The organism is Pseudoxanthomonas mexicana (genome assembly GCF_010093385.1).
GTDB lineage: Bacteria > Pseudomonadota > Gammaproteobacteria > Xanthomonadales > Xanthomonadaceae > Pseudoxanthomonas_A > Pseudoxanthomonas_A mexicana.
The window spans coordinates 17,942-38,564 of sequence record NZ_PDWV01000004.1; the positions used below are offsets into that span (position 1 = coordinate 17,942).

Annotated in this window: 23 protein-coding genes and 1 pseudogene; 10 read left to right on the forward strand and 14 right to left on the reverse strand. The window is 68.9% G+C overall.

Going from position 1 to position 20,623, the window contains the following annotated elements:
• Positions 1 to 181: 181 nt before the first annotated feature.
• Positions 182 to 1,660, reverse strand: coding sequence for a SulP family inorganic anion transporter (locus CSC76_RS02505; protein ID WP_162108490.1), 1,479 nt, complete (start codon positions 1,658 to 1,660; stop codon positions 182 to 184).
• 200 nt (positions 1,661 to 1,860) lie between these two features.
• Here CSC76_RS02505 and CSC76_RS02510 point away from each other — a divergent pair, with 200 nt between their 5' ends.
• From CSC76_RS02510 to CSC76_RS02525, 4 genes are all read left to right on the forward strand, one after another.
• Positions 1,861 to 2,895, forward strand: coding sequence for an NAD(P)H-dependent flavin oxidoreductase (locus CSC76_RS02510; protein ID WP_162108491.1), 1,035 nt, complete (start codon positions 1,861 to 1,863; stop codon positions 2,893 to 2,895).
• 148 nt (positions 2,896 to 3,043) lie between these two features.
• Positions 3,044 to 3,268: a hypothetical protein gene (locus CSC76_RS02515; RefSeq protein WP_162108492.1), complete on the forward strand. Its 225-nt coding sequence runs from the start codon at positions 3,044 to 3,046 to the stop codon at positions 3,266 to 3,268.
• Positions 3,265 to 3,873 (forward strand): nuclear transport factor 2 family protein, encoded by a 609-nt coding sequence (locus tag CSC76_RS02520; RefSeq protein WP_238394849.1) that lies wholly within the window; start codon positions 3,265 to 3,267, stop codon positions 3,871 to 3,873. Before CSC76_RS02515 ends, CSC76_RS02520 begins: the two co-directional genes overlap by 4 nt.
• 2 nt (positions 3,874 to 3,875) lie before the next feature.
• Positions 3,876 to 4,442 carry a hypothetical protein gene (locus tag CSC76_RS02525; RefSeq protein WP_162108493.1) on the forward strand — a complete coding sequence of 189 codons (567 nt, stop codon included), beginning with the start codon at positions 3,876 to 3,878 and terminating at the stop codon, positions 4,440 to 4,442.
• On the opposite strand, the gene CSC76_RS02530 is transcribed toward CSC76_RS02525, so the two are convergent.
• The 4 genes from CSC76_RS02530 to CSC76_RS02545 all read right to left on the reverse strand — a co-directional run bounded on the left by CSC76_RS02530 (position 4,443) and on the right by CSC76_RS02545 (position 7,065).
• A complete protein-coding gene (locus CSC76_RS02530) occupies positions 4,443 to 4,874 on the reverse strand; it encodes a nuclear transport factor 2 family protein (protein ID WP_162108494.1) in 432 nt (143 codons plus the stop codon). It abuts the gene before it with no gap.
• A 76-nt stretch (positions 4,875 to 4,950) separates the two neighbouring features.
• Positions 4,951 to 5,382, reverse strand: coding sequence for a GFA family protein (locus CSC76_RS02535; RefSeq protein ID WP_162108495.1), 432 nt, complete (start codon positions 5,380 to 5,382; stop codon positions 4,951 to 4,953).
• 14 nt (positions 5,383 to 5,396) lie between these two features.
• Positions 5,397 to 5,768 (reverse strand): YciI family protein, encoded by a 372-nt coding sequence (locus CSC76_RS02540; RefSeq protein WP_162108496.1) that lies wholly within the window; start codon positions 5,766 to 5,768, stop codon positions 5,397 to 5,399.
• 70 nt (positions 5,769 to 5,838) lie between these two features.
• The gene (locus CSC76_RS02545; RefSeq protein ID WP_162108497.1) at positions 5,839 to 7,065 is read right to left on the reverse strand and encodes a cyclic di-GMP phosphodiesterase; all 1,227 of its coding nucleotides are present in this window, start codon (positions 7,063 to 7,065) and stop codon (positions 5,839 to 5,841) included.
• A 223-nt stretch (positions 7,066 to 7,288) separates the two neighbouring features.
• Here CSC76_RS02545 and CSC76_RS02550 point away from each other — a divergent pair, with 223 nt between their 5' ends.
• Entirely contained in the window at positions 7,289 to 7,561 is a 273-nt protein-coding gene (locus tag CSC76_RS02550) for a GFA family protein (protein ID WP_238394850.1), read from the forward strand.
• On the opposite strand, the gene CSC76_RS02555 is transcribed toward CSC76_RS02550, so the two are convergent.
• Positions 7,552 to 8,829: an amidohydrolase family protein gene (locus CSC76_RS02555; protein WP_162108498.1), complete on the reverse strand. Its 1,278-nt coding sequence runs from the start codon at positions 8,827 to 8,829 to the stop codon at positions 7,552 to 7,554. The two genes, CSC76_RS02550 and CSC76_RS02555, sit on opposite strands and share 10 nt — an antisense overlap.
• A gap of 171 nt (positions 8,830 to 9,000) precedes the next feature.
• Between CSC76_RS02555 and CSC76_RS02560 the strand changes: the two genes are divergently transcribed.
• The 3 genes and pseudogenes from CSC76_RS02560 to CSC76_RS02570 form a co-directional block, all read left to right on the forward strand.
• A complete protein-coding gene (locus tag CSC76_RS02560) occupies positions 9,001 to 9,687 on the forward strand; it encodes a TetR/AcrR family transcriptional regulator (protein ID WP_162108499.1) in 687 nt (228 codons plus the stop codon).
• A 75-nt stretch (positions 9,688 to 9,762) separates the two neighbouring features.
• Entirely contained in the window at positions 9,763 to 10,977 is a 1,215-nt protein-coding gene (locus CSC76_RS02565) for an NAD(P)/FAD-dependent oxidoreductase (protein WP_162108500.1), read from the forward strand.
• Positions 10,978 to 11,068: 91 nt separating this feature from the next.
• A pseudogene (locus tag CSC76_RS02570) lies at positions 11,069 to 11,236 on the forward strand (HupB); the annotation flags it as partial.
• 8 nt (positions 11,237 to 11,244) lie between these two features.
• Here the strand turns inward: CSC76_RS02570 and CSC76_RS02575 are convergent.
• The 7 genes from CSC76_RS02575 to CSC76_RS02605 form a co-directional block, all read right to left on the reverse strand.
• Positions 11,245 to 11,700, reverse strand: a complete 456-nt coding sequence (locus CSC76_RS02575) for a hypothetical protein (protein WP_162108502.1) — start codon at positions 11,698 to 11,700, stop codon at positions 11,245 to 11,247.
• Positions 11,701 to 11,703: 3 nt separating this feature from the next.
• The gene (locus CSC76_RS02580) at positions 11,704 to 11,907 is read right to left on the reverse strand and encodes a PspC domain-containing protein (protein ID WP_162108503.1); all 204 of its coding nucleotides are present in this window, start codon (positions 11,905 to 11,907) and stop codon (positions 11,704 to 11,706) included.
• Positions 11,908 to 11,949: 42 nt separating this feature from the next.
• Positions 11,950 to 12,327 (reverse strand): YfeK family protein, encoded by a 378-nt coding sequence (locus tag CSC76_RS02585; protein WP_162108504.1) that lies wholly within the window; start codon positions 12,325 to 12,327, stop codon positions 11,950 to 11,952.
• 190 nt (positions 12,328 to 12,517) lie between these two features.
• Complete coding sequence (locus CSC76_RS02590; RefSeq protein WP_162108505.1) at positions 12,518 to 13,588, reverse strand: class III poly(R)-hydroxyalkanoic acid synthase subunit PhaC; 1,071 nt, start codon at positions 13,586 to 13,588, stop codon at positions 12,518 to 12,520.
• On the reverse strand, positions 13,585 to 14,979 hold the full coding sequence (gene phaE / locus CSC76_RS02595) for a class III poly(R)-hydroxyalkanoic acid synthase subunit PhaE (protein WP_162108506.1): 1,395 nt from the start codon (positions 14,977 to 14,979) through the stop codon (positions 13,585 to 13,587). The genes CSC76_RS02590 and phaE overlap by 4 nt, the downstream gene beginning before the upstream one ends.
• A gap of 70 nt (positions 14,980 to 15,049) precedes the next feature.
• Complete coding sequence (locus CSC76_RS02600; protein ID WP_162108507.1) at positions 15,050 to 15,664, reverse strand: CDP-alcohol phosphatidyltransferase family protein; 615 nt, start codon at positions 15,662 to 15,664, stop codon at positions 15,050 to 15,052.
• Between the two features lie 195 nt (positions 15,665 to 15,859).
• Positions 15,860 to 17,683, reverse strand: coding sequence for a 3-hydroxybutyrate oligomer hydrolase family protein (locus tag CSC76_RS02605; RefSeq protein WP_238394851.1), 1,824 nt, complete (start codon positions 17,681 to 17,683; stop codon positions 15,860 to 15,862).
• Between the two features lie 143 nt (positions 17,684 to 17,826).
• On the opposite strand from CSC76_RS02605, the gene CSC76_RS02610 reads away from it, so the two are divergent.
• A complete protein-coding gene (locus CSC76_RS02610; protein ID WP_162108508.1) occupies positions 17,827 to 18,594 on the forward strand; it encodes a 3-hydroxybutyrate dehydrogenase in 768 nt (255 codons plus the stop codon).
• A gap of 81 nt (positions 18,595 to 18,675) precedes the next feature.
• Entirely contained in the window at positions 18,676 to 19,341 is a 666-nt protein-coding gene (locus tag CSC76_RS02615) for a response regulator (protein ID WP_162108509.1), read from the forward strand.
• Positions 19,342 to 20,064: 723 nt separating this feature from the next.
• Here the strand turns inward: CSC76_RS02615 and CSC76_RS02620 are convergent.
• Positions 20,065 to 20,553: an NUDIX hydrolase gene (locus tag CSC76_RS02620; protein WP_162108510.1), complete on the reverse strand. Its 489-nt coding sequence runs from the start codon at positions 20,551 to 20,553 to the stop codon at positions 20,065 to 20,067.
• Positions 20,554 to 20,623: the final 70 nt, after the last annotated feature.

Sequence of the window (20,623 nt, forward strand, 5' to 3'; positions counted from 1 at the left end):
GATCCTGTCCGTCGCTCCTGCCTGGTCTTCCCCCTGCACGATGTTGCTCCCCGACGACGCCGTCGCACGATGATAGGGGCAGGCAGCCGCCCTCGCCTCGTATCCCTGCCGGGCTTCGCCGGCTCGGCCAACCCTGTTGCGCTACGCCAGACCGCCCTGATGCCGGGGGCGGCCGGCCGGCTCAATGCCCTGCATTGAAGCCCGCTGCCTCGTCGCGATGCGTACCCAGCCGGTCCACCAGCGACTCGCTGGCGTGGTTCAGGCCTTTCACCTCCACCTCCGCGCCGTGGCGACGCAGCTTCAGCACCACCCGGTCCAGTGCGGCCACGGCGCTGGTATCCCAGAAATGCGCCTGGTCCAGGTCGATCACCACCTTCCGCGCCGCATGCAGGTAGTCGAAGCTGTTGGCGAACTGCACCGCAGAGGCGAAGAACACCTGCCCGCGCACCGTGTACACGCGCGTGCCGTCGGGGTGGTCCTGGTCTTCCACCTGCAGCATGGCGCTGACCCGCCGCGTGAACGACAGCGCCGTCAGCAGCACGCCGGTCAGCACGCCCTTGGCCAGATCATGCGTGGCCACGGTCACGACGACCGTGCCGATCATGATCAGGTTGGCGGTGCGAGGATGGGTCTTCAGCTCGGCGAAGCTCTTCCAGTGGAAGGTGCCGATGCTGACCATGATCATCACCGCCACCAGCGCGGCCATCGGGATCTGCGAGACCCAGCCGGACGCGTAGACCACCAGCAACAGCAGCAGCACGCCCGCCACCAGGCACGACAGGCGACCGCGGCCACCGGAAGAGACGTTGATGACCGACTGCCCGATCATGGCGCACCCCGCCATGCCGCCGAAGAAGCCGGTGACGATATTGGCCGCGCCTTGGCCGGCGCATTCGCGGCGACGGTTCGTGGGCGTGTCGGTCATGTCCTCGACGATCTGGGCCGTCATCAGCGACTCCAGCAGGCCCACCACGGCCAGCGTGGCCGAGACCGGCAGCAGGATCTTCAGCGTGTCCAGCGTCCACGGGATATCCGGGAACAGGAACGCCGGCAGGCTGTCGGGCAACGCGCCCATGTCGCCGACCGTGCGGATGTCCAGGCCCAGCCAGAGGCAGGCGATGGTCAGCACCACGATGGCCACCAGCGGCGACGGCACGACGTTCGTCACCCGCGGCAGCAGGTAGATGATCGCCAGGCCCGCTGCGCACACCGCGTAGACGGTCCATGGCATGCCGATCAGTTCCGGCAGCTGCGCCATAAAGATCAGGATGGCGAGCGCGTTGACGAAGCCCACCACCACCGAGCGCGACACGAAGCGCATCAGCGTGTTCAGGCGCAGCGCGGCGGCCAGCAACTGCAGCAGGCCGGCCAGGATGGTGGCGGCGAACAGGTACTGCAGGCCGTGGTCCTTCACCAGGTCCACCATCACCAGCGCCATGGCACCGGTGGCGGCGGAAATCATGCCGGGGCGGCCACCGGCGATGGCCGTGACCACGGCGATGCAGAACGACGCGTACAGGCCGACCTTGGGATCGACGCCGGCGATCAGGGAGAACGCGATGGCCTCTGGGATGAGGGCCAGCGCAACGAGGATGCCGGACAGGATGTCGGCACGGACATTGCCGAACCACTGCTCACGCAGCGGGTAATTGACGGACATGGGATGACTCCGGCGCCAGAAGGGCGCGCACAACGAACGAAAGGAAAGGACCCTTGGGCCGCGGGAAGCGCGGCGGCATGACGCCAGCGTCGAAGGGTCAGGGCGGCGTCATCGGACCGGCGCGGAAAATCGGGTGGCCGGCAGTGTATGGCAACGCAACAGGTGCCTCAAGGCGGGCATCGCGCGCGTAAGCTGTCGCCATGACGACGTTCGCATCGCTGCTGGGCACCGCGCTTCCACTGATCCAGGCCCCCATGGCCGGCGCGCAGGATAAAGTGCTGGCCCTCGCGGTTGCCCGCGCCGGCGGCCTGGGATCGCTGCCCTGCGCGCTGCTGGAGCCCGCTCGGCTGGAAGCCGCGCTGCAGGCCTTCGCCGCGCTGCCGCAACCGATCAACCTCAACTTCTTCTGCCACACCATGGCCGAACCCGATCCCGACGCGGAGCAGCGCTGGCGGCAGGCCCTGGCCCCGTACTACGACGAATACGGCATCGTCCCGCCCACGCCGTCCACCGAAGGCGCACGCCGGCCGCTGGATGCGGCGACGGTGGATCTGCTGGCAGCGTTCCGTCCCCGCATCGTCAGCTTCCACTTCGGCCTGCCCGATGCCGCGCTGCTGGCGCGCATCAAGGCCTGGGGCGCGGTGGTGCTGTCCTCGGCGACGACGGTGGAGGAAGGCGTGTGGCTGCAACGCCATGGTGCGGATGCGGTGATCGCGCAGGGCATCGAGGCCGGCGGCCACCGCGGCCATTTCCTGTCCGACGACCTGTCGCGGCAGCCGACCACACACGCGCTGGTGACGGCGCTGGCACGGACGTTGACGGTGCCGGTGATCGCCGCGGGCGGCGTGGGCGACCGCGCCGACGTGCGCAGGCTGCTGGACGCAGGCGCCAGCGCGGTGCAGGCCGGCACGGCCTATCTGCTGTGCCCGGAGGCCACTCCCTCGCCGGTCCATCGCGCCGCCCTGGTGCAGCCGGCGCGCGAGGCCGCGCTGACCAACCTGTTCAGCGGCCGGCCCGCACGCGGTCTGGTCAACCGATTGATGCGCGAGCTGGGTCCGCTGTCGGACCGGGCGCCCGCCTTCCCCTGGGCTTCGCAGGCGCTCGCGCCGCTGCGTGCCGCCGCCGAGGCGAGCGGCCGCGACGACTTTTCACCGCTTTGGTCCGGCGCCCGGCCCGGCACGCTGGCCGGCCTGGATGCCGCACAGGTGACACGCCGCCTGCTGGGCGTGGACTGAGCGCACGGCGCGCACAGGCGGCGGGATTCGCGCGGGCTGCAGCGGGTTCGATCCGCGCCAGCGGGGTTTCGTCGCAAGTCCGTTGCGGAGGAGGCGCACAGGATCAACGCTGTCGCCATTCGATCTCTCGTGCCCGAGGACCCGGAACATGAAGACCCTGATCGCGCTGCTGGCCTGGTGCCTGCTGTTCGTCCTGTGCTGGCCGCTCGCCCTGCTGGCGCTGGTGGCCTGGCCGCTGGTCTGGCTGCTGTCGCTGCCGTTCCGGCTGGTCGGCATCACCTGCTCGGCGCTGTTCGCGTTCCTGCGTGCACTGCTGATGCTGCCGGCGCGCCTGCTGGGCGGGCGTCCGCAGGCACCGCTGGTGTCGGCATGACCCGGGCACGTTCGCGCCTGGCGAAGGCCGCGCTGACCGGCCTGATGGGCAGCATGCTGCTGTTCGGCGCGGTGGAATCCGCCGCCGCGGCCGAGCGTTCGCCCGAGCAGCTCACGCAGGTGATCGACGGGCTGGACACCGCGGTCTTCGATGCGTTCAACCGCTGCGCCGATCCTGCCCGACTGGCGGAACACGCGGCCTACTTCGACGCGGCGGTGGAGTTCTACCACGACAACGGCGGCGTCACCTGGAGCCGCGACGAGATGATCGAGCGCACGCGCGCCCACGGGTGCGGGAACTACCGGCGCGGGCGCGTGCCGGGCACGCTGAAGGTCTTCCCGATCAAGGATTTCGGCGCCATCGCGCAGGGCACGCACCGTTTCTGCCCGATGGGGTCGACCGCCTGTGCGGGCGAAGCGGACTTCGTGATGGTGTGGCGCGAGCGCGACGGCCAGTGGCAGGTCACGCGCGTGCTAGCTATGCGCATCGGCAGGCCACGCACTGAGGGCGCGCGACTTCGCCCCCGCTTCACACAGCCTCCGTCACCGGCGCACGCCAGCCGTGGATCCTGCGTCCGGCATGCCCGCCGCCGACACGGAGACTGATCATGACGCACGACACCTATCGCAACGCGATCGCCTGGATACGGGTATTGCGCCCGCTCGTGTGGGCTGGCGCGGCCCTGTTGCTGCTGACGCCGTGGGTCGCGATGCGTTTCACGGACGAGGTGGCATGGACGGGAGGCGACTTCGTGGTGTTCGGCGCGATGCTGCTGGCCGGCTGTGTCGCCTTCGAGACGACGGCGCGTGCCGCGCGCGTGCCCAGCTACCTGCTGGCCGGCGCCATCTCCATCGGCGCCGGCTTCCTGCTGCTGTGGGCGAACCTGGCCGTGGGCATCGTCGATGAACCGGGCCATCGTGCCAACCTGCTCTTCCTTGGCGTGCTGGTGGTCGGCGCGCTCGGCGCCGGCGTTGCCAGGTTGCAGGCGCGTGGAATGTCCCGTGTGCTCGTCGCGATGGCGCTGGCACAGATGGCGGCGGGCGGCATCGCGATGGGCATGGACACGCAGGAATCACCGACGTTCGTGCTGGCCTTCACCGGCCTGTATGTCGTCGCCTGGCTGTTGTCCGCACTGCTGTTCCACAAAGCGGCCAGAGCACTTGCTGCCGGCTGATCAACGCGGCTTCGGGTGCCAGAGCGCGTTGACGATGATCCAGCGGTCGCCGAAGCGGCCCATGTGGAAGTGATCGACGAACCACGGCGTCTCCAGGCGGACGGCCGCCGTCTCGGCGGTAACGTCGAGGATGCGGCAGCTGCGGTTCCACTGGTCCTTCGGTGTCTTCAGTACGCCCTGCCGGGTCAGCGAGACCAGTTCGTCCTTCGACATACGGCGCAGGCCGAGGCGCTCGTCGGGCGTGTCGCCGATGACGGCGCGCTTGGCCAGGTCCGGGTGCAGCGCGCGTGCCACGCGCGCCGGGTCGGCTTCCAGCAGGCCGTCGATGTAGTCCAGGCAGGTCGCCTCGATGGCGGCCAGGGTGGCGGCATCGGCCGCAGGGGCGGGGGTGGAGGCAGCGGTGGCCGCCATGACCAGGGACAGCAGGGACATGGGAATTCCTCTCGGTGCGGGGCGGGCCATGCTCGCCGGCCCGCCCCGCGCCCACACGTGCCGGAAGTCTGCCGGGCTACAGGTAGCCGGGGTTCACCGGCGAATGGTCCCAGTCGTCGTGGCGGCCGTTTTCGTATTGAACGGGAATGGCGGCCAGCTGCGCATCGTCCATGCCGTCCAGCGTGGCCACGTTGACGGCATGGAACCATCCATCGAACGGCGCCATGTCCAGGTAGCCCTTGCTGAAGCCACGCACCCCGCAATGGCCGCAGAAGTAATGGTGCACGTGGCCGTCGGGCCAGGACGAGTCGCGTGCCCGGTAGTCCGACAGGACGTCGGCGCCCTGCAGCAGTCGGAAGCTGCCCTCCCCCAGTGCGAACGCCTTCCACATGCGGGTCTTCAGGCAGAAGCGGCAGTTGCAGCGGCGCGTGCCCGCGGCAAGGTCCAGCTCGCATTCATAGCGGACGGCGCCGCAGTGGCAGCTGCCGGTGTAGGTGTGCGTGGCCATGATCGCGGCCCGGATCAGGCGCGACCGCAGCCGCCGGACGGCGACTCTTCGATCGGCCGCACTTCGCATTCGATGTCCCACTCGTCGCCATGCACCTGCAGGAAGCGGCGGGTTACGGCGAGGGCCTCGTCCAGCGAGTCCGCCTTGAGGATGGCGTAGCCGCCGATCACCTCCCGGGCCTCGGCGAACGGTCCGTCGGTCACGGTGATGCGGCCGTGTTGGGAGCGCACGCGCGCACCGTGCGACGAAGGCAGCAGGCCGGCGGTATCCAACAGTACGCCCGCGGCGGACAGCTCGCCGATCAGCGCCATCATCTCGTCCATCAGCCGCTGGCTCGGCTGTTGGTCGGTGGTTTCGTCAACCCGGATCATCGAAAGGAATCGCATGCATGGCCTCCTGGGCACGGAATGTGTCAGGACGACGAACGGGGATGCGCGGATTCGACAGACCGGCGGCTCAGGGCAGCCAGAGTTTTTCCAGCTCGCGAAAGCCCCACTTCTCCGGCGACTCGATGCCGAGGATGCGCTCCCTGCCATCGCTGGCGGCCAGGTCGATGTCGACCTGCAGCAGCTGGGTGCGCGACTTGGCCGAATAGAACACGCGCACGCGCGGGGCCAGCAGGGTGGCCGGATTCTGCTCCACCACCACCGCCAGGCGGTCGCTGGACAGGCGGACCAGGGTGCCCACCGGATAGATGCCGAGGCTGCGCACGAAGGCCTTCAGCAGATCGGCATCGAAATGACCCTGCCAGCCGGCCATGCGACGGAGCGATTCGCCGGGGTCCCAGCCGGCCTTGTACGGACGGTTGGAGGTGATGGCGTCGTAGACATCGCAGATCGCGCCCATGCGGGTGAGCACCGGCAGGGCGCTGCCCGGCAGACGGTCGGGATAGCCGGTGCCGTCCACGCGCTCGTGGTGGTGGCGGGTGATGTGCAGCACGCCCTCATGGGTGATGCCGCCCTCGCGCAGCAGGCGCTCGCCGTGCACCGGGTGCTGGCGGATGACGTCGAATTCCTCGTCGGTCAGCCTGCCGGGCTTGTTCAGCACGTCCAGCGGCATGGCGGCCTTGCCCATGTCGTGCAGCAGGCCGCCCAGTGCGGCCTCGCGCAGCTGCGCGTCGGTCAGGCCGATCTCGCGGCCCAGCATCACCATCAGGGCGCTCACCGCCACCGAGTGCAGGTAGGTGTAGCTGTCGGCGTCCTTCAGGCGCGCCACGCTGACCAGCGCGGTGGGATGGCGGTCGACCGAACCGGTGATCTCGTCTATCAGGGGCATCGCCTGGCCGGCATCGATGCCGCGCCCCAGCCTCGCCTCGCGGAACATGGCCTCCACGGCATCGCGGGCGTCGCCGCAGATGCGGCGGGCACGGGCCAGTTCGGCGGCGAAGTCGGGCCGACCGTCGGGGACCAGGACGCGGCGCCGCTCGCCCTCCTCGGCAGCGGCGGCTTCCTGCGGCCATGCCGTTGCCTCTTGCGACGCGGGTTCGGCATCGGATCCGCCATCCAGTTGGCTGCGCGCCAGGTCCACCACGACCTGCTGCACGCCGCTGTCCTGCAGCTGCGCCAGACGGACCTCGTCCAGGACGAACGAGGTGCGCCAGAACGGATGCTGCATCCAGGGCCCCAGCAGCCGCTGCACGTGCATGCCGGGCCGGAGCTCCGCAACATCGAAAGTTTTCAACATGCACGACTCCGCGGACGGGGCTATCCTCCGGGCTCCGGCGACGCCGGCGGGACAGGCCCGGCCGCCCCAGGGACGATATCGGCACGGGAGGCCACATGCTGAAGACCTGTTCCGGCAGCTGCCATTGCGGTGCCGTGCGATTCCAGGCGGACATCGACCTGGCCCAGCCCACCCACCGCTGCAACTGCTCGGTCTGCCGGCGCAACCGGTTCTGGCCGGCCATGTGCCCCCGGAGCGCTTCCGCCTGCTGGCCGACGACGCACCGACCGAGTACCGCTTCAGCACGCGGCGCAACGCGCACTACTTCTGCCGGACCTGCGTCGTGCGCCCGTTCGGCGTGGGCAACGACGTGCCCGACGGGCAGCGCATTTACGGGATGAGCCTGGGCTACCTGGAGGACGTGACGCCCGAGGAACTGGATGCCGCGCCGATCACGTACGTGGATGGCGCGCACGACCGCTGGGACCACGCACCGGCGATCACCCGCTACCTCTGAGCGGACGCGCCGGGTTCGGGGGCCTCGTATTGCACCTGGCCGCCGCGCATCACCCACACCACGTCGGACAGCGCCAGCACGTCGTCGGCCGGATCGCGACCCAGCAGCACCAGGTCCGCGTCCATGCCGGGCGCGATGCGCCCGCTGCGCGCGCCATGGCCGAAGCGGCGCGCCGGCTCGGTGGTCAGGCTGGCCAGGATGGCGCGCCAGTCCATGCCGGCGCCGGCCATCAGGGCGTACTCGCGATGCGGGTCGCTGTCGTGGATGTAGCCCACGTCCGTGCCGAACAGCACCGGCCCGCCCGCCTCGCGGAACGCGCGCAGCTGCGCCTGCCCGACGGCCAGAAAGCGTTCGATGACGGCAGGTGGCACGCCTTCCTTGCGCAGTTCCACCTCGAACAGTTTCAGCGACGGCACCAGCGCCATGTCGGCGGCCACCAGCCGCTGCGCCATGCCGTCCGGCCACGGGCCATCGATGGGCGTGCTGTGCGCCAGCACGTCCACGCCCGCCTGCAGCGCGATCTCGATGCCCTGGGTGGTGCTGGGATGCGCGAACACCGGGCGGTGCGCGGCATGCGCCGTTTCCACCACGGCAAGCGCCACGTCAGGCGCCATGTGCACCACGCCCCGCGGGCCGCCGACCAGCGCGCCGATGAACAGTTTGGCGCCGTCGGCACCCTCCTCCAGTTGCGTGCGTGCACGGGCACGCGCGGCGTCCGGTGTGGCGACCTCGGCCGAGGGAGCGCCGTGCTGCTTCATCACATCGCGGACGTAGTGCGGCGTGCCGTCGGCGGGATAGAACGGCGCATCCACGGTGAGGATGCGCGGGCCACGCACGTCGCCGGCCTCGATACGGGCGCGCAGGCGACGCGCATTGCCCGGCAGTCCGCCCAGGTCGAACACGCTGGTGAACCCCCAGCGCGTCAGCAGCGAACGGACTTCGAGTTCCAGCGCGGCGGCCGGTGCGTCGGCCACTTCCGTCAGGCCGGGCAGCAGGAAGTGCACATGGCTGTTCCAAAAGCCGGCCACCAGCACGCGGCCGTCCGCATCGATCCGGCGCGCATCGGCCGGCACCCGCACCTCGCCTGCGCGACCGACCGACACGATGCGCCCATCGCGCACCACCACGACGGCATCGGCCAGCGGTGCGGCCTCGGGCGAGGCCACGACGGTCGCCCGCTCGATGGCCCAGGTCTGCGCGCGCACGGCGCCGGCCATCGTGCACGCGGCCACCAGGCACCCCAGCCACCACGTCCATCCGTGTCGCATCACCAGTCTCCGCCTGCGGCCTGACGGCCGGGAGGGGCAGTCTAGGGCACCGTGGCGCGGCTACGCCCGGACTGTGAGAAAACGCGCGCCCTGTCATGCATTTGCCACAGTGCGTCGAGCTTTTGCTAGGCTGCGGGAATCGTCGCCCAACGGCCGCGCGCAGGAACTCCCGTGAGCACTACGACCGATCATCTGGAAAACGTTTTCAGCGACACGTCACGCTCGCCGCTGCGACCGCGACCACAGGTGGATCTGTGCAGGCGCGGCGAGATCCGCGCGGAGAAGTTCCTCGACGCGGCCACCGAAGTGTTCGCCGAGAAGGGCTACCAGCACGCGCGGCTCAGCGAGATCGTCGCGCGCGCCGGCGGATCGCTGGCCACGCTGTACCGCATCTTCGGCGACAAGGAAGGCCTGGCCAGCGCCATCCTCGAGCGCAGGCTGGACATGCACATCCACTTGCTCAGCGACCTCAACCTGACCGAACTGCCGCCCGAGCAGGCGCTGCGCCGGGTGGCGATCCGCATGGCGCAGGTCATGGCGCGCACCGATTCGCAGGTGGTGTACCGCATCGTGATCGGTGAGGGGCAATCGTTCCCCGCGCTGCGCGACTGGTTCCTGGACCATGCGGTGGCGTCGATCCGCGCGACGCTGGCCGACTATTTCGAACAGCAGGTGGCCGCGGGCCGCATGCGCCTGGCCTCGCCTCAGGCCGCCGCCGCGCAGTTCTACATGAGCCTGTTCGGCGACCAGATCTTCCGCCTGGCCGCGGGCAGCCATCACCTGCCCGACGTGGACACGCTGGAAGCGCAGGCGCTGGCGTCGGTGGAACTGTTCCTGCAGGGCGCCCTTCCCCGCTGACCACCGAGGGGGCCTTCACCCGGCCCTGCACCGGCACCTGCCAGCATCTCCGCGTCATCGGAACGCGAGGCATGCATGGATCTGAAGAGCGGATATCCCTTCTGGGCGGTCAGCAACGGCCTGATGCAGGCCTTCCCGCGCCTGGCATCCGACCATCGATGCGACGTGGCCGTGCTCGGCGGCGGCATCACCGGCGCACTGATCGCGGATGAACTGGCCGGCCACGGCTTCGACGTGGCGATCCTCGAACAGCGCGATATCGGCTGGGGCAGCACGGCCGCCAGCACGGCGCTGCTGCAGTACGAGATCGACACCCATCTGGTCGACTTGGCCAAGCGACACGGCGAAGCCGATGCCGCCCTCGCCTACTGCGCCTGCGCCGACGCCATCGACCAGCTGCATGCGGTCGCCTCGGCGTGGCGCGATGTGGGCTTCGCGCGCAACGCCAGCCTGTACTACGCCAGCCGCCGCCGCGACGTGCGCGCGCTGGAGGAAGAACACGCCGCTCGGCGGCGACATGGGCTGGAGGTCGAGCTGCTTGATGCCGGACGCGTGCAAGACGACTATGGCTTCGACGCGCCTGCGGCCCTGCTCAGCCGGCAAGGCGCGCGCGTGGATCCGTACCGCCTGACCCATCGCCTGCTCCAGCGCCTGCAGAAGCAGGGGGCTTCGGTGTTCGACCGGACACGTGTCGTCGAGATCGAGACGACGTCTCGTGGCGTCGCGTTGCGCACGGACACCGGGTTCACCGTGCGCGCCGCGCATCTCGTCATCGCGGCGGGATACGCCAGCCAGCACTGGCTCAAGAAGTCGGTGGCGCGCAACCGCAGCAGCTATGCCGTCATCAGCGACCCGCTGTCCGAGGAAGCGCTCGGGTTCCTGTCCGATACGCTGTTGTGGGAAACCGCGCGCCCGTATCTCTATGCGCGCAGCACGTCCGACCGCCGGCTGTTGATGGGTGGCGAAGACGACGCTGTCGACATTCCCGCCAAGCGCGACGCGCGGGTCGAAAAGAAGGCGCGGACCCTGCTGAAACGGCTGCACGACCTGTTCCCTGCGCTGGAGATCACGCCGGCGTTCTCCTGGGCGGGCACCTTCGCCGAAACCGAAGACGGGCTGCCCTTCTTCGGTCCGCATGCGCAGTGGGGACCGCGGGTGCATTTCGCGATGGCGTACGGCGGCAATGGCATCACCTACAGCATGCTGGGCGCCGGATTGCTGCGCGCCCTGATCGAACGGCGCCCGCACCCGTTGTGGCCACTGTTCTCGTTCGAGCGCCTGGAACGCTGAACTTCGCGCCACATTTCCTTGACGCCGACGTCATGTCCGCATCACGTGCAACGGCGCAGGCTGGCTGCACCTCCCGACTGGAGCACCCCTCATGCCCCGTGGCGAAAAGTCCGCCTATACCGACAAGCAGAAGCGTCAGGCCGAACACATCGAGGAATCCGAGCGCGAGCAAGGACGATCGAAGGAGGATGCCGAACGCATCGCCTGGGCCACCGTCAACAAGCAGGATGGCGGCGGCAAGAAGTCCGGCTCGGGCCGCGCGAAGCCTCACTGACCGGCGCGACCGTCCCAGGGCCACCAGCCCTCGCCCGTCAGCGCGTAGCGATCCGCCGCGCGCTCGAAGGGATTGCGCACGCTGACGCCCCCGCACAGCAGGTAGAGCGGCAGGAACAGCGGGCCCAGCACCATGTACTGGTAGACGTGCGCACGCTCGTGGTCGCCCAGGCGGATGCGCGGATGCCGCGTATGCCCGGCACGATGCTCGTAGGTGACGCACTCGGCCTCCAGCGTCTCGCCGGTATGCAGGATGCTGTTGCCGAAGGTGATGGCGCCCCCCGGACCCCAGGGCCAGCGATGGAACACGAGCGCGAAATCGCGGCGACTCCATTCCGCGCGCGCACCGAACGCCATGCCGACCACCCCGGCCAGGACGCCGACCGCGGTATTGGGCACGGCCCACACGATGCCGAAGGCTCGCGCCACCCACAGCCCGGTGACCGACATGGATCAGTCCTGTTCGTTCGGCATCAGCAGCCAGAGGATCAGGTAGACCAGGATGCCGGGGAACGCCGCCGAGGCGATGGAAACGATCACGAAGATCACGCGCAGCAACGTGGAACTCCAGCCGTAGCGATGCGCGATGCCGCCCATCACGCCCGCGATCATGCGGTCGTTCAGCGACCTGGCAAACGGCTTGGATGCGGTACTCATCGCCAGCAACTCCCCACGGTGGTCCGCAGCCAGTCTAGCGCGTCAGCGACCGGGCGCGCCTGAACCGCGCAGCGCATCCAGCCGGGCCTTGAACCAAGCGGCAGCCGGCTGCGCGGGCTGGCCCGGGCACCGCACCTGGTAAGCCCGTCCGCTCATGCTGCTCTTGGACGCGGCGCGCTCGATGAACTGCTCGGCGGTGTCGACCAGGTCGCGCTTCAGCAGATAGTCGTACTTGCGTTGCAGGTGCCTGCGTGCCTCATCGCGACCATGCCACGTGCCGTTGCGCTGGAACTCACACGACGAGGCGGACAGCGCGTCCATCAGGCCCTGGATTTCGCGCTTGGCGGTCGGCGACGGTGCGGCGGACACGAGCCCGGAAAAGGCGATCAGACAGGTGACGAGCGCGAGGCGTGACAGCATGGGATTACCCTATCGCAACAGAGGTGAAGGAAGCGAACGTCTGTAGGAGCGACGTAAGTCGCGATCGCACCCCCCGATGCGCCGACACCAGCAGGCCGGTCGAACAGAGAGATCTGGCTCCATCGACCTTCATTCCCTGTCGGATCGCGGTCGCGACTTACGTCGCTCCTACAGAAGGCACTGCGTACGCTTACCGAGCGCGCTGCCCCAGCCAGTGGTGGATCGCGGTGGGCACTTCGCGCTGGGCGCGGCTGGAGACGTAGATGCCGATGTGGCCGCCCTTGAAACTCAGCTCGGTGTAGTCCGCCGTACCCACCACGTCCTTCAACGCCCGTGACGCATCCGGCGGCACCAGGTGGTCCTGCTCGGCGTAGATGTTCAGTACCGGCATGTCGACGAAACCCAGATCCACCGTCTCGCCGCCGATCTCGATACCGCCCTTGATGAAGCCGTTGCGCTGGTAGAACTGCTTGATGAACTGCCGGAAGGCTTCACCCGCCAGGTCGGGCGAGTCGAAGATCCACTTCTCCATGCGCAGGAAATCCTCGATGGCGCGTTTGTCGTCCAGGATGTCCATCAGGCCCACGTACTTCTGCAGGTTCAGCCGGAACGGCTTCAGCATCAGGTAGCAGGCGTTCATCATGTCGGCGGGCACGTTGCCCAGCGCGTCGACGAACAGGTCCACGTCCAGTTCGCGCGTCCAGTGCGACAGCATGTTGTCCGGCGTGTGGAAATCCACCGGCGTGACCATGGTGATGAGGTTCTTGACCTTCTCCGGGTGCAGCGAGGCATAGCAAAGGGAGAACGCACCGCCCTGGCAGATGCCCAGCACGTTGACCGCCCCGCGCCCGCTGCTGTCGCGCAGGTGGTCCACCGCACCATCGATGAAACGGTTGATGTAGTCGCCCAGTTCCAGGAAGCGGTCCGAGCGGTCCGGATAGCCCCAGTCGATGACGTACACGTCTTCGCCCTGTGCCAGCAGCCCCTTTACCAGGGAGCGGTCGTGCTGCAGGTCCACCATGTAGGGACGGTTGACCAGCGCGTAGACGATCAGCAGCGGCACCTTCGCCGTCGGCGCCTTCTCGCCGACGAAGCGGTACAGCACCACCTTGCCGTCGCGCCAGACTTCCTGCTTCTGGGTGGCGCCGTAGTGGACATCGTCCACCTCCGGCAGCGTATGCAGGCCGGCGGAGAGTTTCTGCACCAGCGTGGTGGCTTCCTGGGCCAGCGCCTCGGCGGTGAAGTTGAGCGGTCCGTTCACTTGCCTTTACCCCGCTTCGTCTTCCCGGCGGCCTTCGGCGCCTCGGTGGTCGCGGCGCGCGCGGCATTGCGCGCCACCCAATCCTTCATCGACACGACCGACGCCGGCTTCGCGGCAGGCGCCGCTGTCTTTTTCGGCGTTTTCCGCGAGGACGACGTCTTCGGCACCGCCTGGGCGACGGACTTCTTCACCTTGGCAGGCTTTTTCGCGACGACCCGGGGCGCCGCGACGACGGGTTCCCGCTTGCTTGCCACCGGCGCAGCGGCGGCGATGGTCCGCCGTGCAGGCTTCTTCGCTGCCTTCTTCTTGGCCGCCGGACGCGGCTTGGGCGCCGCCTTGGAGGCTGCTGCCTTGCGGCGGACAGGCGAACGCTTTTTCGCCGCTGTCGGTTTCGCTGCGGCAGGCGCGGACGGAGGCGGTGCCTGCACGCTGACCGGTGCTTCCGTGGACGCCGCGGTGCGTGGCGCCGGGGCGCGACGAGCGGGTGCGGCCTGCACACGCGTCAGCTTTCGCACGGCGCGCTCCAACTCGACGATCTTGCGATGCGCGGAATCCACCTCGGTGCGCGTCGGCATGCCGAACAGGGAGCAGACCTGCTCCACCTCACGCTGCACGCCCAGCCGCAGGCGCGCCTGCGCATTGGCGAGGCCGGCAAAGGCATGGCGGAAATCCTCGGACAGGGCGACCTGGGCGTAGGCCTCTTCGGCTGCGTCGATCCACAGGTCGAACAGCGCGCGCGCGTTCTGCAGCTGGCGGCCCGGTTCGGCGTGCTCCTCCAGCTTGCGCTCGAAGCGCGCGAATGCGTCCTGCGCCACCTGCAGCATCAGCTGGTCGTATTCGGCGACGCGCTGCTGGTAGTCCTGGTAGGCCTGGGCCAGATGCTGCCAGCGTTCCTGGTGCTCGCGCGTCAGGCCGAAGGTCGGCACGTGCAGCCAGCGGTCGCCATCACGCTGCAGGTTCTCCAGCCATGGACGCAGCTGCTGCATCCAGTCGTCCAGTCCGTGTGCGCCCCCCTGCATGCTGCGGAAGATGTCGGCGAAGGGATTGTGCGCGGGCGTGGGGTCGGCCATGCCCAGCGCGGAGCGCCAGGCGCGGCCGATGTCGGTGGCGTCGTGATCGCGGCCGGTGAACTGGGCGGCGACCTGCTGCATCTGGCCGAACCACTGGCTGGCCTGCCGCTGGAAGCGGCCGACGGCCTCGTCCACCTGCGCCTGCCCACCGGGCACCAGCTTCGTCCACCAGTCGACCGTCTGTTGCCAGCCCGGGGCTGCGCCCGGCATCGGCATCGCCGGCCCTGCGCCAACCTGTCGCAGGGCGTCGCCCCACAGGCTCCAGTACTGCTGGGCCACCGATTCGAAATCGCCCGGCCACGGTGGAACGGAATTTGCCATGTGCCCTCCCTTCCCGACCGATTCTAGCCGCGGCCGGCGGCGCGTGCATGACGCGCCTTCACCTCACGGCTCAGGGCTTGGGAATGCGCAGCGTCTTGCTGATCATCAGCGTGCCGGATATGGCGTACAGCAGCACCAGCGGGTGCAGCAGCCACGGGCCCAGCTTCAATGATCCCAGCCACAGTTGGGGACCCACATGGCCCAGATAGGCCGCCACGGCCAGCACGATGACCACCACCAGGCTGGTGGGAATGGGCGTACCCTCGAAGAACTTCACCTTGTCGCCGCCCTCGGCCAGCGTCTCGGCGGTGACGTTGTAGCGCGCCAGCCGGCTCACGCCGCAGGCGACGAAGTACGACAGCACCAGCCAGTCCCAGCCGCCCTGCATGCCGCAGGCATAGGCCAGCGCGGCCGGAGCGACGCCGAAGGAGATCACGTCGGCCAGGGAATCCAGTTCGCGCCCCAGCACCGAGGCCTGCTTGCGCCACCGCGCCACGCGGCCGTCCAGGGCATCGAAGATGAAGGCCAGCGGGATCAGCGCCATGCCGATCATCAGGTCGCGCAGGATGCCTTCCTGCAGGAAGCGCATCGACGCGAAGATGGCCCCGGTGCCGCAGAAGGCGTTGCCCAGCGTGAACCAGTCGGCCAGCTGGAAGTCGCGGATCATGGAGAAGTGTCGGGACATGGGGGCGTCGGTGGCCGGAAACGGCCTACAGGGTAAGCCGAACCGGGTGAATCCGTCGTGGGGGCGTGCGGCTCCTGTAGGAGCGACGTAAGTCGCGACCGCAGACCTGAGCGGTCCGGCCAGAAGGGCCACGCAACGGATCCTGGCTGCTCTGTTGCCGCGGTCGCGACTCACGTCGCTCCTACAACAGCAGGCTCAGCGCGGAATCGCGAACTGGCTGGCTTCCACGCTCCCCGCGCCGCGCGGATTGGCATTGATCAGCGCATTGGCCGGCAGTTCCCTGCTGCCATCCAGCGTGGCGTCGACCTGGTCCAGGGCAGCGTAGACGTAGGGCAGCAGGGGCACATAGCGCGCCCCGTAGGCCGGCAGCGCCAGGAAGCCGTCGAAGTGCTGCGCATGCCGCACCTGCCAGTAGCGCACGTCCGGATTGGCGGCGCGCGCGGCCTCCACGTACGGCGCACTGGAGAACGCCGGCGGCACCAGCCCGTCATCCAGGCCGTGGATCACCACCACGGGGCGGCGCGTGCGCGGAAAGCGTGCCGCGGTCTGTGCGATGCCGGCCTGCACGCGGCGCGCGTCGTCGCCGTCGCCCGTCTGCAACGCACGCAGGCACTGCAGTCCCGGCAGGGTGAAGTCCGGCGGTGCCAGCTTCGTGTCCACGATGCCCACGCCCGCACCCGGCGGAATGCCGCTGCCGTCCGACCACCATGCAGCACGTTCTGCGGCGCTCGCCGCACGTGCACTGAAGTCCGGATTCTGCGCGGAGAACGCGAATCCGCACGGATGCTCGCCCACGCCGTAGCGGCCATAGGCCGAGGCGTAGGTGACGGCCACCGCGCGCCACAGGTCGAAGCCCACGCTCAAGGCGCCGGCCACCAGCGCGTCGTCTGTCCAGCCGTTCGCCTTCAGCTGCGCCCGGGCCGAAGCGGCCTGCGCCTTGGCATCGCCACCGGTGACCAGGCCCGCCGCCTTGAGCGTGGCGCAGCGCGCGGTCCACAGCGGCTCGACCTGTGCACGCAGCGGCGGCTGCGGCAACGTCTCCGCCGGCAGGTCCAGCAGCGCGCACGGCATCAGCAGTGCGGCTTCGGTCGTGTAGTCGTACAGCGAACGCGCGCCCGGCGCATCGGCGGCGTAGATGTTGGGCTCACCGGCGACGACGGCATCCAGCCAGCCGCCCTCCTCTTCGCTGGCACGCAGGACCGCGCCCCCGCCATTGGAAATGCCGACCGCGATGACGCGCGTATTGTCGAAGCGGAACGGCGCCGCCTGCGGGAACGCCTGGTCCAGCGCGGCCAGCGCGAACTCGGCGGCCTGCTTCACGTGCCGGCCCCAGTCCGCTTCCGGATTGTCCTTGGAATGTGCGTGCTTCACCGCCACCCCGCTGGCACCGACCGGCGCGTCGGGTGCGAAGGCCAGCGCATCGGTGCCCAACGCGCCCACCGTGCCGTCCTCGCGCGCGCCCTGCTGCTCGTCCAGGTCGAAGTAGTCCGTGCCCGCGCCCTTGTCGGTGTAGGCGACGGCGCAGCCCTTCGGCAGGCCCCACGGTGCGGCGACCGCGATGGCGCCATAGATGCCGCGCGAACCCGACGACGCGGTGACCACGATGCAGCGCTTGCCCGTATCGAAGTGGTCGGGCACCTGCACCAGCACGCGGTGCGGCTGTGCCGTTCCCGGTACTTTCGCCAGCGCCGAGTACTCGCGTCCCGGCACGCTGGCCACGCTGCCGTAGGCCTGGCCGTAGCCGCCGGTCGGCGACAGGTCGGCGATCCCGCGCCAGTTCCCCCAGATCGCCCGGCGGCGCAGTTCGGCGGCCGTGGGCTGGGCCGGATCGACGAACGCGGGCGCCGCCATCGCGCGCAGGCCGTCCAGGCCCAGGCCCGCGGTCAGCAGGTCGTCGTGGCCGCGATGCTCGGTGACGCGCTGGGGCTGGATCATGTGGGCCACGGCCTCGGGCTTGGAGGGGGCGCTGGTGCAGCCGGCGAGCATCGCCGCCAGCCATACGCCACAGGAAAGTCGCATCGTCGCGTTCATGCCTGGATTGCATCCATGGTTCCGATCAATGCCACGAAACTACCGCGCCGCGGAAGTCCCGTCATCGTACTTTGGTACCACGAACGGCGGACGCCTGCCTGCTACCCTAGCCTCAGCACGCAGGAGCCCCCATGCAGAAGACCCACACCCTCCTCATCACCGGCGCGGCCAGCGGCATCGGTGCCGGCATCGCCGCGCAGCTGGCCGAAGCCGGCCGCCACGTCATCGTCAGCGATCTCAACCTCGAGGCAGCCGAGGCGGTCGCGGCGCAGATCCGCGCAGAGGGCGGTTCGGCCGAAGCGGTCGCGCTGGATGTCACCTCGCAGGACAGCATCGATGCCGCACTCGCGGCGATCTCGCGCCCCATCGATGTGCTGGTCAACAATGCCGGCCTGCAGCATGTGTCGCCGCTGGAGGAATTCCCGATCGAGAAGTGGGACTTCCTCGTGCAGGTGATGCTGGTCGGCGTGGCCCGGCTGACCCGCGCCGTGCTGCCGGGCATGCGCGAACGCGGCTTCGGCCGCATCGTCAACATCGGCAGCATCCATGCGCTGGTGGCCAGCCCGTACAAGAGCGCCTACGTGGCAGCCAAGCACGGGCTGGTCGGCTTTTCCAAGGTGCTGGCGCTGGAAACCGCCGACACCGACATCACCATCAACACCGTCTGCCCCAGCTACGTGAAGACGCCGCTGGTGGACAAGCAGATCGCCGACCAGGCACGCACACGCGGCATTTCCGAGGCCGACGTGGTCAGCCAGGTGATGCTGAAGCCGATGCCGAAGGGCGTGTTCATCGGCCTGGACGAACTGGCCGGCATCACCGCCTTCCTCACCTCGCCGGCCGCCCGCAACATCACCGGCCAGACGATCGTGGTGGACGGCGGCTGGACGGTGCAATGAAGCGAGTGGATAGCCGGGAGGAGTGAGGAGTGAGCCAAAGCTCGCCTCCACTCACTCCTCTCCCCTCACTCCTGCCCTCCCATGCCCAACCTCCTGATCGCCGACGACCACCCGCTGTTCCGGGCCGCCCTGCGCGGCGCGGCAGCCGATGCCGTGGCCCAGCTGACGGTGCGCGAGGCGGAATCATTGGATGGCGTGATCGCCACGCTGGAAGCGCACGACGACATCGACCTGGTGCTGCTGGACCTGCACATGCCCGGCAACCATGGCTTGGCGGGTCTTGCAGCGATCCGCGCGCAGTTTCCCGCGGTCGCGGTAGTGGTGGTGTCGGCCAACGACGATCCGCGCGTGGTACGTCGTGCGTTGGACCACGGGGCGGCCGGCTACCTGCCGAAGAGCTCCGGCCTGGACGAACTGCGCGACGCCATCCGCAGCGTGCTGGCCTGCGAGCAGTGGCTGCCGGCGTCGCTGCGTGGCGCGGTGGCGCGCGCCCAGTCTTCCGAACACGACACCGAACTGGCCGGGCGGCTCGCCAGCCTGTCACCGCAGCAGTTCCGCGTACTGACGCTGGTGGCGCAGGGCCTGTTGAACAAGCAGATCGCGGACCGCCTGGACGTGCAGGAGCGCACCGTCAAGGCGCACCTGTCCGCCATCTTCGACCGCCGGGGGGTACGCAATCGCACGCAGGCCGGGGTGGTGCTGCGGGAACTGGAGCTGGCGGATCCGGCGCGGCAGATCGAGGGCTGAGCGCGGGACCGCGCCTCCCTCTCCGCCCTGCCATTGCAGCGGACCGTCATCCCGGCGAAAGCCGGGATCCACCTGGCTCCTGCCGTTGACTGCTCTGGCGTGCCGTGGAGAGGAGCAAGCTGGGTCCTCGCGTTCGCTGGGACGACGGCGTCGGAACCGTCATCCCGGCGCAGGCCGGGACCGAGCGACTTTCGCGACTAACATGCGTAGCAAGCGAAAGGCACTGGCCCCCGGCTTTCGCCGGGATGACGGTTCATGGCGTGAAACAATCCGCCAGCACGGCCGCTGCAGACGCTGATCATAATTTCGCCACACACCTTGACAGCGTTGTGCCGCAACGCGTGCCGGCGCTTATCCACATGTTGGTCGACAGACCATCCACACCCGGTGTGGACAACCCGGACAACGACCCGTCATGCACTGGTCAAAATTTCGCCACACATCTTGACAGCCCTGCGGCACAAGGCGCCGACGCGGTTATCCACACGGTTTCCCCAATGTCATTCCACAGCTGGTGTGGACAAGCGGGATCGTGGAACATGCGGCCGCTCCCTGTAGGAGCGACGTGAGTCGCGACCGTGGGCCTTGGCCTCCTTTGTTCCATGGATGACACGGACCAGGAGAAGCATGCGCCGCGGGAATCAGCGCTCATCCAAAGTGCAATGACCCCGCTGCATTCCGGTCGCGACTGACGTCGCTCCTACAGGGCCGAGCAGTGCGGCCTCAGATCCGCGAGTAGTCCCACGACACCATGCGGCCATCGCGGTACGGCATGACGCCGTGGAAGCCGCGCGGGTCGTTGTCGAACACCAGCGGCAGGAAGTGGCGGTCGCCGTCCCAAAGCGGCAACGTCATGATCTTCTCCACCGGCACCCATTCCAGCGTGCCTTCCGGATTGCGCTCGAACGGTGTGCCGCTGTACGCCGTGATGACGAAGACGAAGCCCAGCCAATCCTCGCCGTGCTTGCCGAAGCCGGGCCAGCTGATGGTGCCGCGCAGCGTCATCGCGTCGCAGTCGATCCCGGCTTCCTCATGGATCTCGCGACGCATGCCGGCCACCACGTCCTCGTCGCGCTCGATCTTGCCGCCCAGGCCGTTGTACTTGCCCAGGTGCTGGTCGTCCGGGCGCGCGTTGCGGTGGATCAGCAGCACCTGCGAGCGGTCGGGCGAAAGCACGTAGCCGAGGGTGGCGACGATGGGGGTGTAGGGCATGGGAGATCGGTGAGCAGCGGAGTGGTGATTCTACCTTTGAACCATCGACCGTCGTCCCAGCGAACGCTGG

What these genes read in the sequence shown, in the direction of transcription:
- CSC76_RS02510 (WP_162108491.1), top strand. Translation starts at nt 1,861, where the DNA reads ATGACGACGTTCGCATCGCTGCTGGGCACCGCGCTTCCACTGATCCAG.
- CSC76_RS02535 (WP_162108495.1), bottom strand. Translation starts at nt 5,382, where the DNA reads ATGGCCACGCACACCTACACCGGCAGCTGCCACTGCGGCGCCGTCCGC.
- CSC76_RS02540 (WP_162108496.1), bottom strand. Translation starts at nt 5,768, where the DNA reads ATGCGATTCCTTTCGATGATCCGGGTTGACGAAACCACCGACCAACAG.
- CSC76_RS02565 (WP_162108500.1), top strand. Translation starts at nt 9,763, where the DNA reads ATGGATCTGAAGAGCGGATATCCCTTCTGGGCGGTCAGCAACGGCCTG.
- CSC76_RS02515 (WP_162108492.1), top strand. Translation starts at nt 3,044, where the DNA reads ATGAAGACCCTGATCGCGCTGCTGGCCTGGTGCCTGCTGTTCGTCCTG.
- CSC76_RS02585 (WP_162108504.1), bottom strand. Translation starts at nt 12,327, where the DNA reads ATGCTGTCACGCCTCGCGCTCGTCACCTGTCTGATCGCCTTTTCCGGG.
- CSC76_RS02580 (WP_162108503.1), bottom strand. Translation starts at nt 11,907, where the DNA reads ATGAGTACCGCATCCAAGCCGTTTGCCAGGTCGCTGAACGACCGCATG.
- CSC76_RS02505 (WP_162108490.1), bottom strand. Translation starts at nt 1,660, where the DNA reads ATGTCCGTCAATTACCCGCTGCGTGAGCAGTGGTTCGGCAATGTCCGT.
- CSC76_RS02610 (WP_162108508.1), top strand. Translation starts at nt 17,827, where the DNA reads ATGCAGAAGACCCACACCCTCCTCATCACCGGCGCGGCCAGCGGCATC.
- CSC76_RS02575 (WP_162108502.1), bottom strand. Translation starts at nt 11,700, where the DNA reads ATGTCGGTCACCGGGCTGTGGGTGGCGCGAGCCTTCGGCATCGTGTGG.
- CSC76_RS02620 (WP_162108510.1), bottom strand. Translation starts at nt 20,553, where the DNA reads ATGCCCTACACCCCCATCGTCGCCACCCTCGGCTACGTGCTTTCGCCC.
- CSC76_RS02520 (WP_238394849.1), top strand. Translation starts at nt 3,265, where the DNA reads ATGACCCGGGCACGTTCGCGCCTGGCGAAGGCCGCGCTGACCGGCCTG.
- phaE (WP_162108506.1), bottom strand. Translation starts at nt 14,979, where the DNA reads ATGGCAAATTCCGTTCCACCGTGGCCGGGCGATTTCGAATCGGTGGCC.
- CSC76_RS02530 (WP_162108494.1), bottom strand. Translation starts at nt 4,874, where the DNA reads ATGTCCCTGCTGTCCCTGGTCATGGCGGCCACCGCTGCCTCCACCCCC.
- CSC76_RS02600 (WP_162108507.1), bottom strand. Translation starts at nt 15,664, where the DNA reads ATGTCCCGACACTTCTCCATGATCCGCGACTTCCAGCTGGCCGACTGG.
- CSC76_RS02545 (WP_162108497.1), bottom strand. Translation starts at nt 7,065, where the DNA reads ATGTTGAAAACTTTCGATGTTGCGGAGCTCCGGCCCGGCATGCACGTG.
- CSC76_RS02615 (WP_162108509.1), top strand. Translation starts at nt 18,676, where the DNA reads ATGCCCAACCTCCTGATCGCCGACGACCACCCGCTGTTCCGGGCCGCC.
- CSC76_RS02555 (WP_162108498.1), bottom strand. Translation starts at nt 8,829, where the DNA reads ATGCGACACGGATGGACGTGGTGGCTGGGGTGCCTGGTGGCCGCGTGC.
- CSC76_RS02605 (WP_238394851.1), bottom strand. Translation starts at nt 17,683, where the DNA reads ATGCGACTTTCCTGTGGCGTATGGCTGGCGGCGATGCTCGCCGGCTGC.
- CSC76_RS02525 (WP_162108493.1), top strand. Translation starts at nt 3,876, where the DNA reads ATGACGCACGACACCTATCGCAACGCGATCGCCTGGATACGGGTATTG.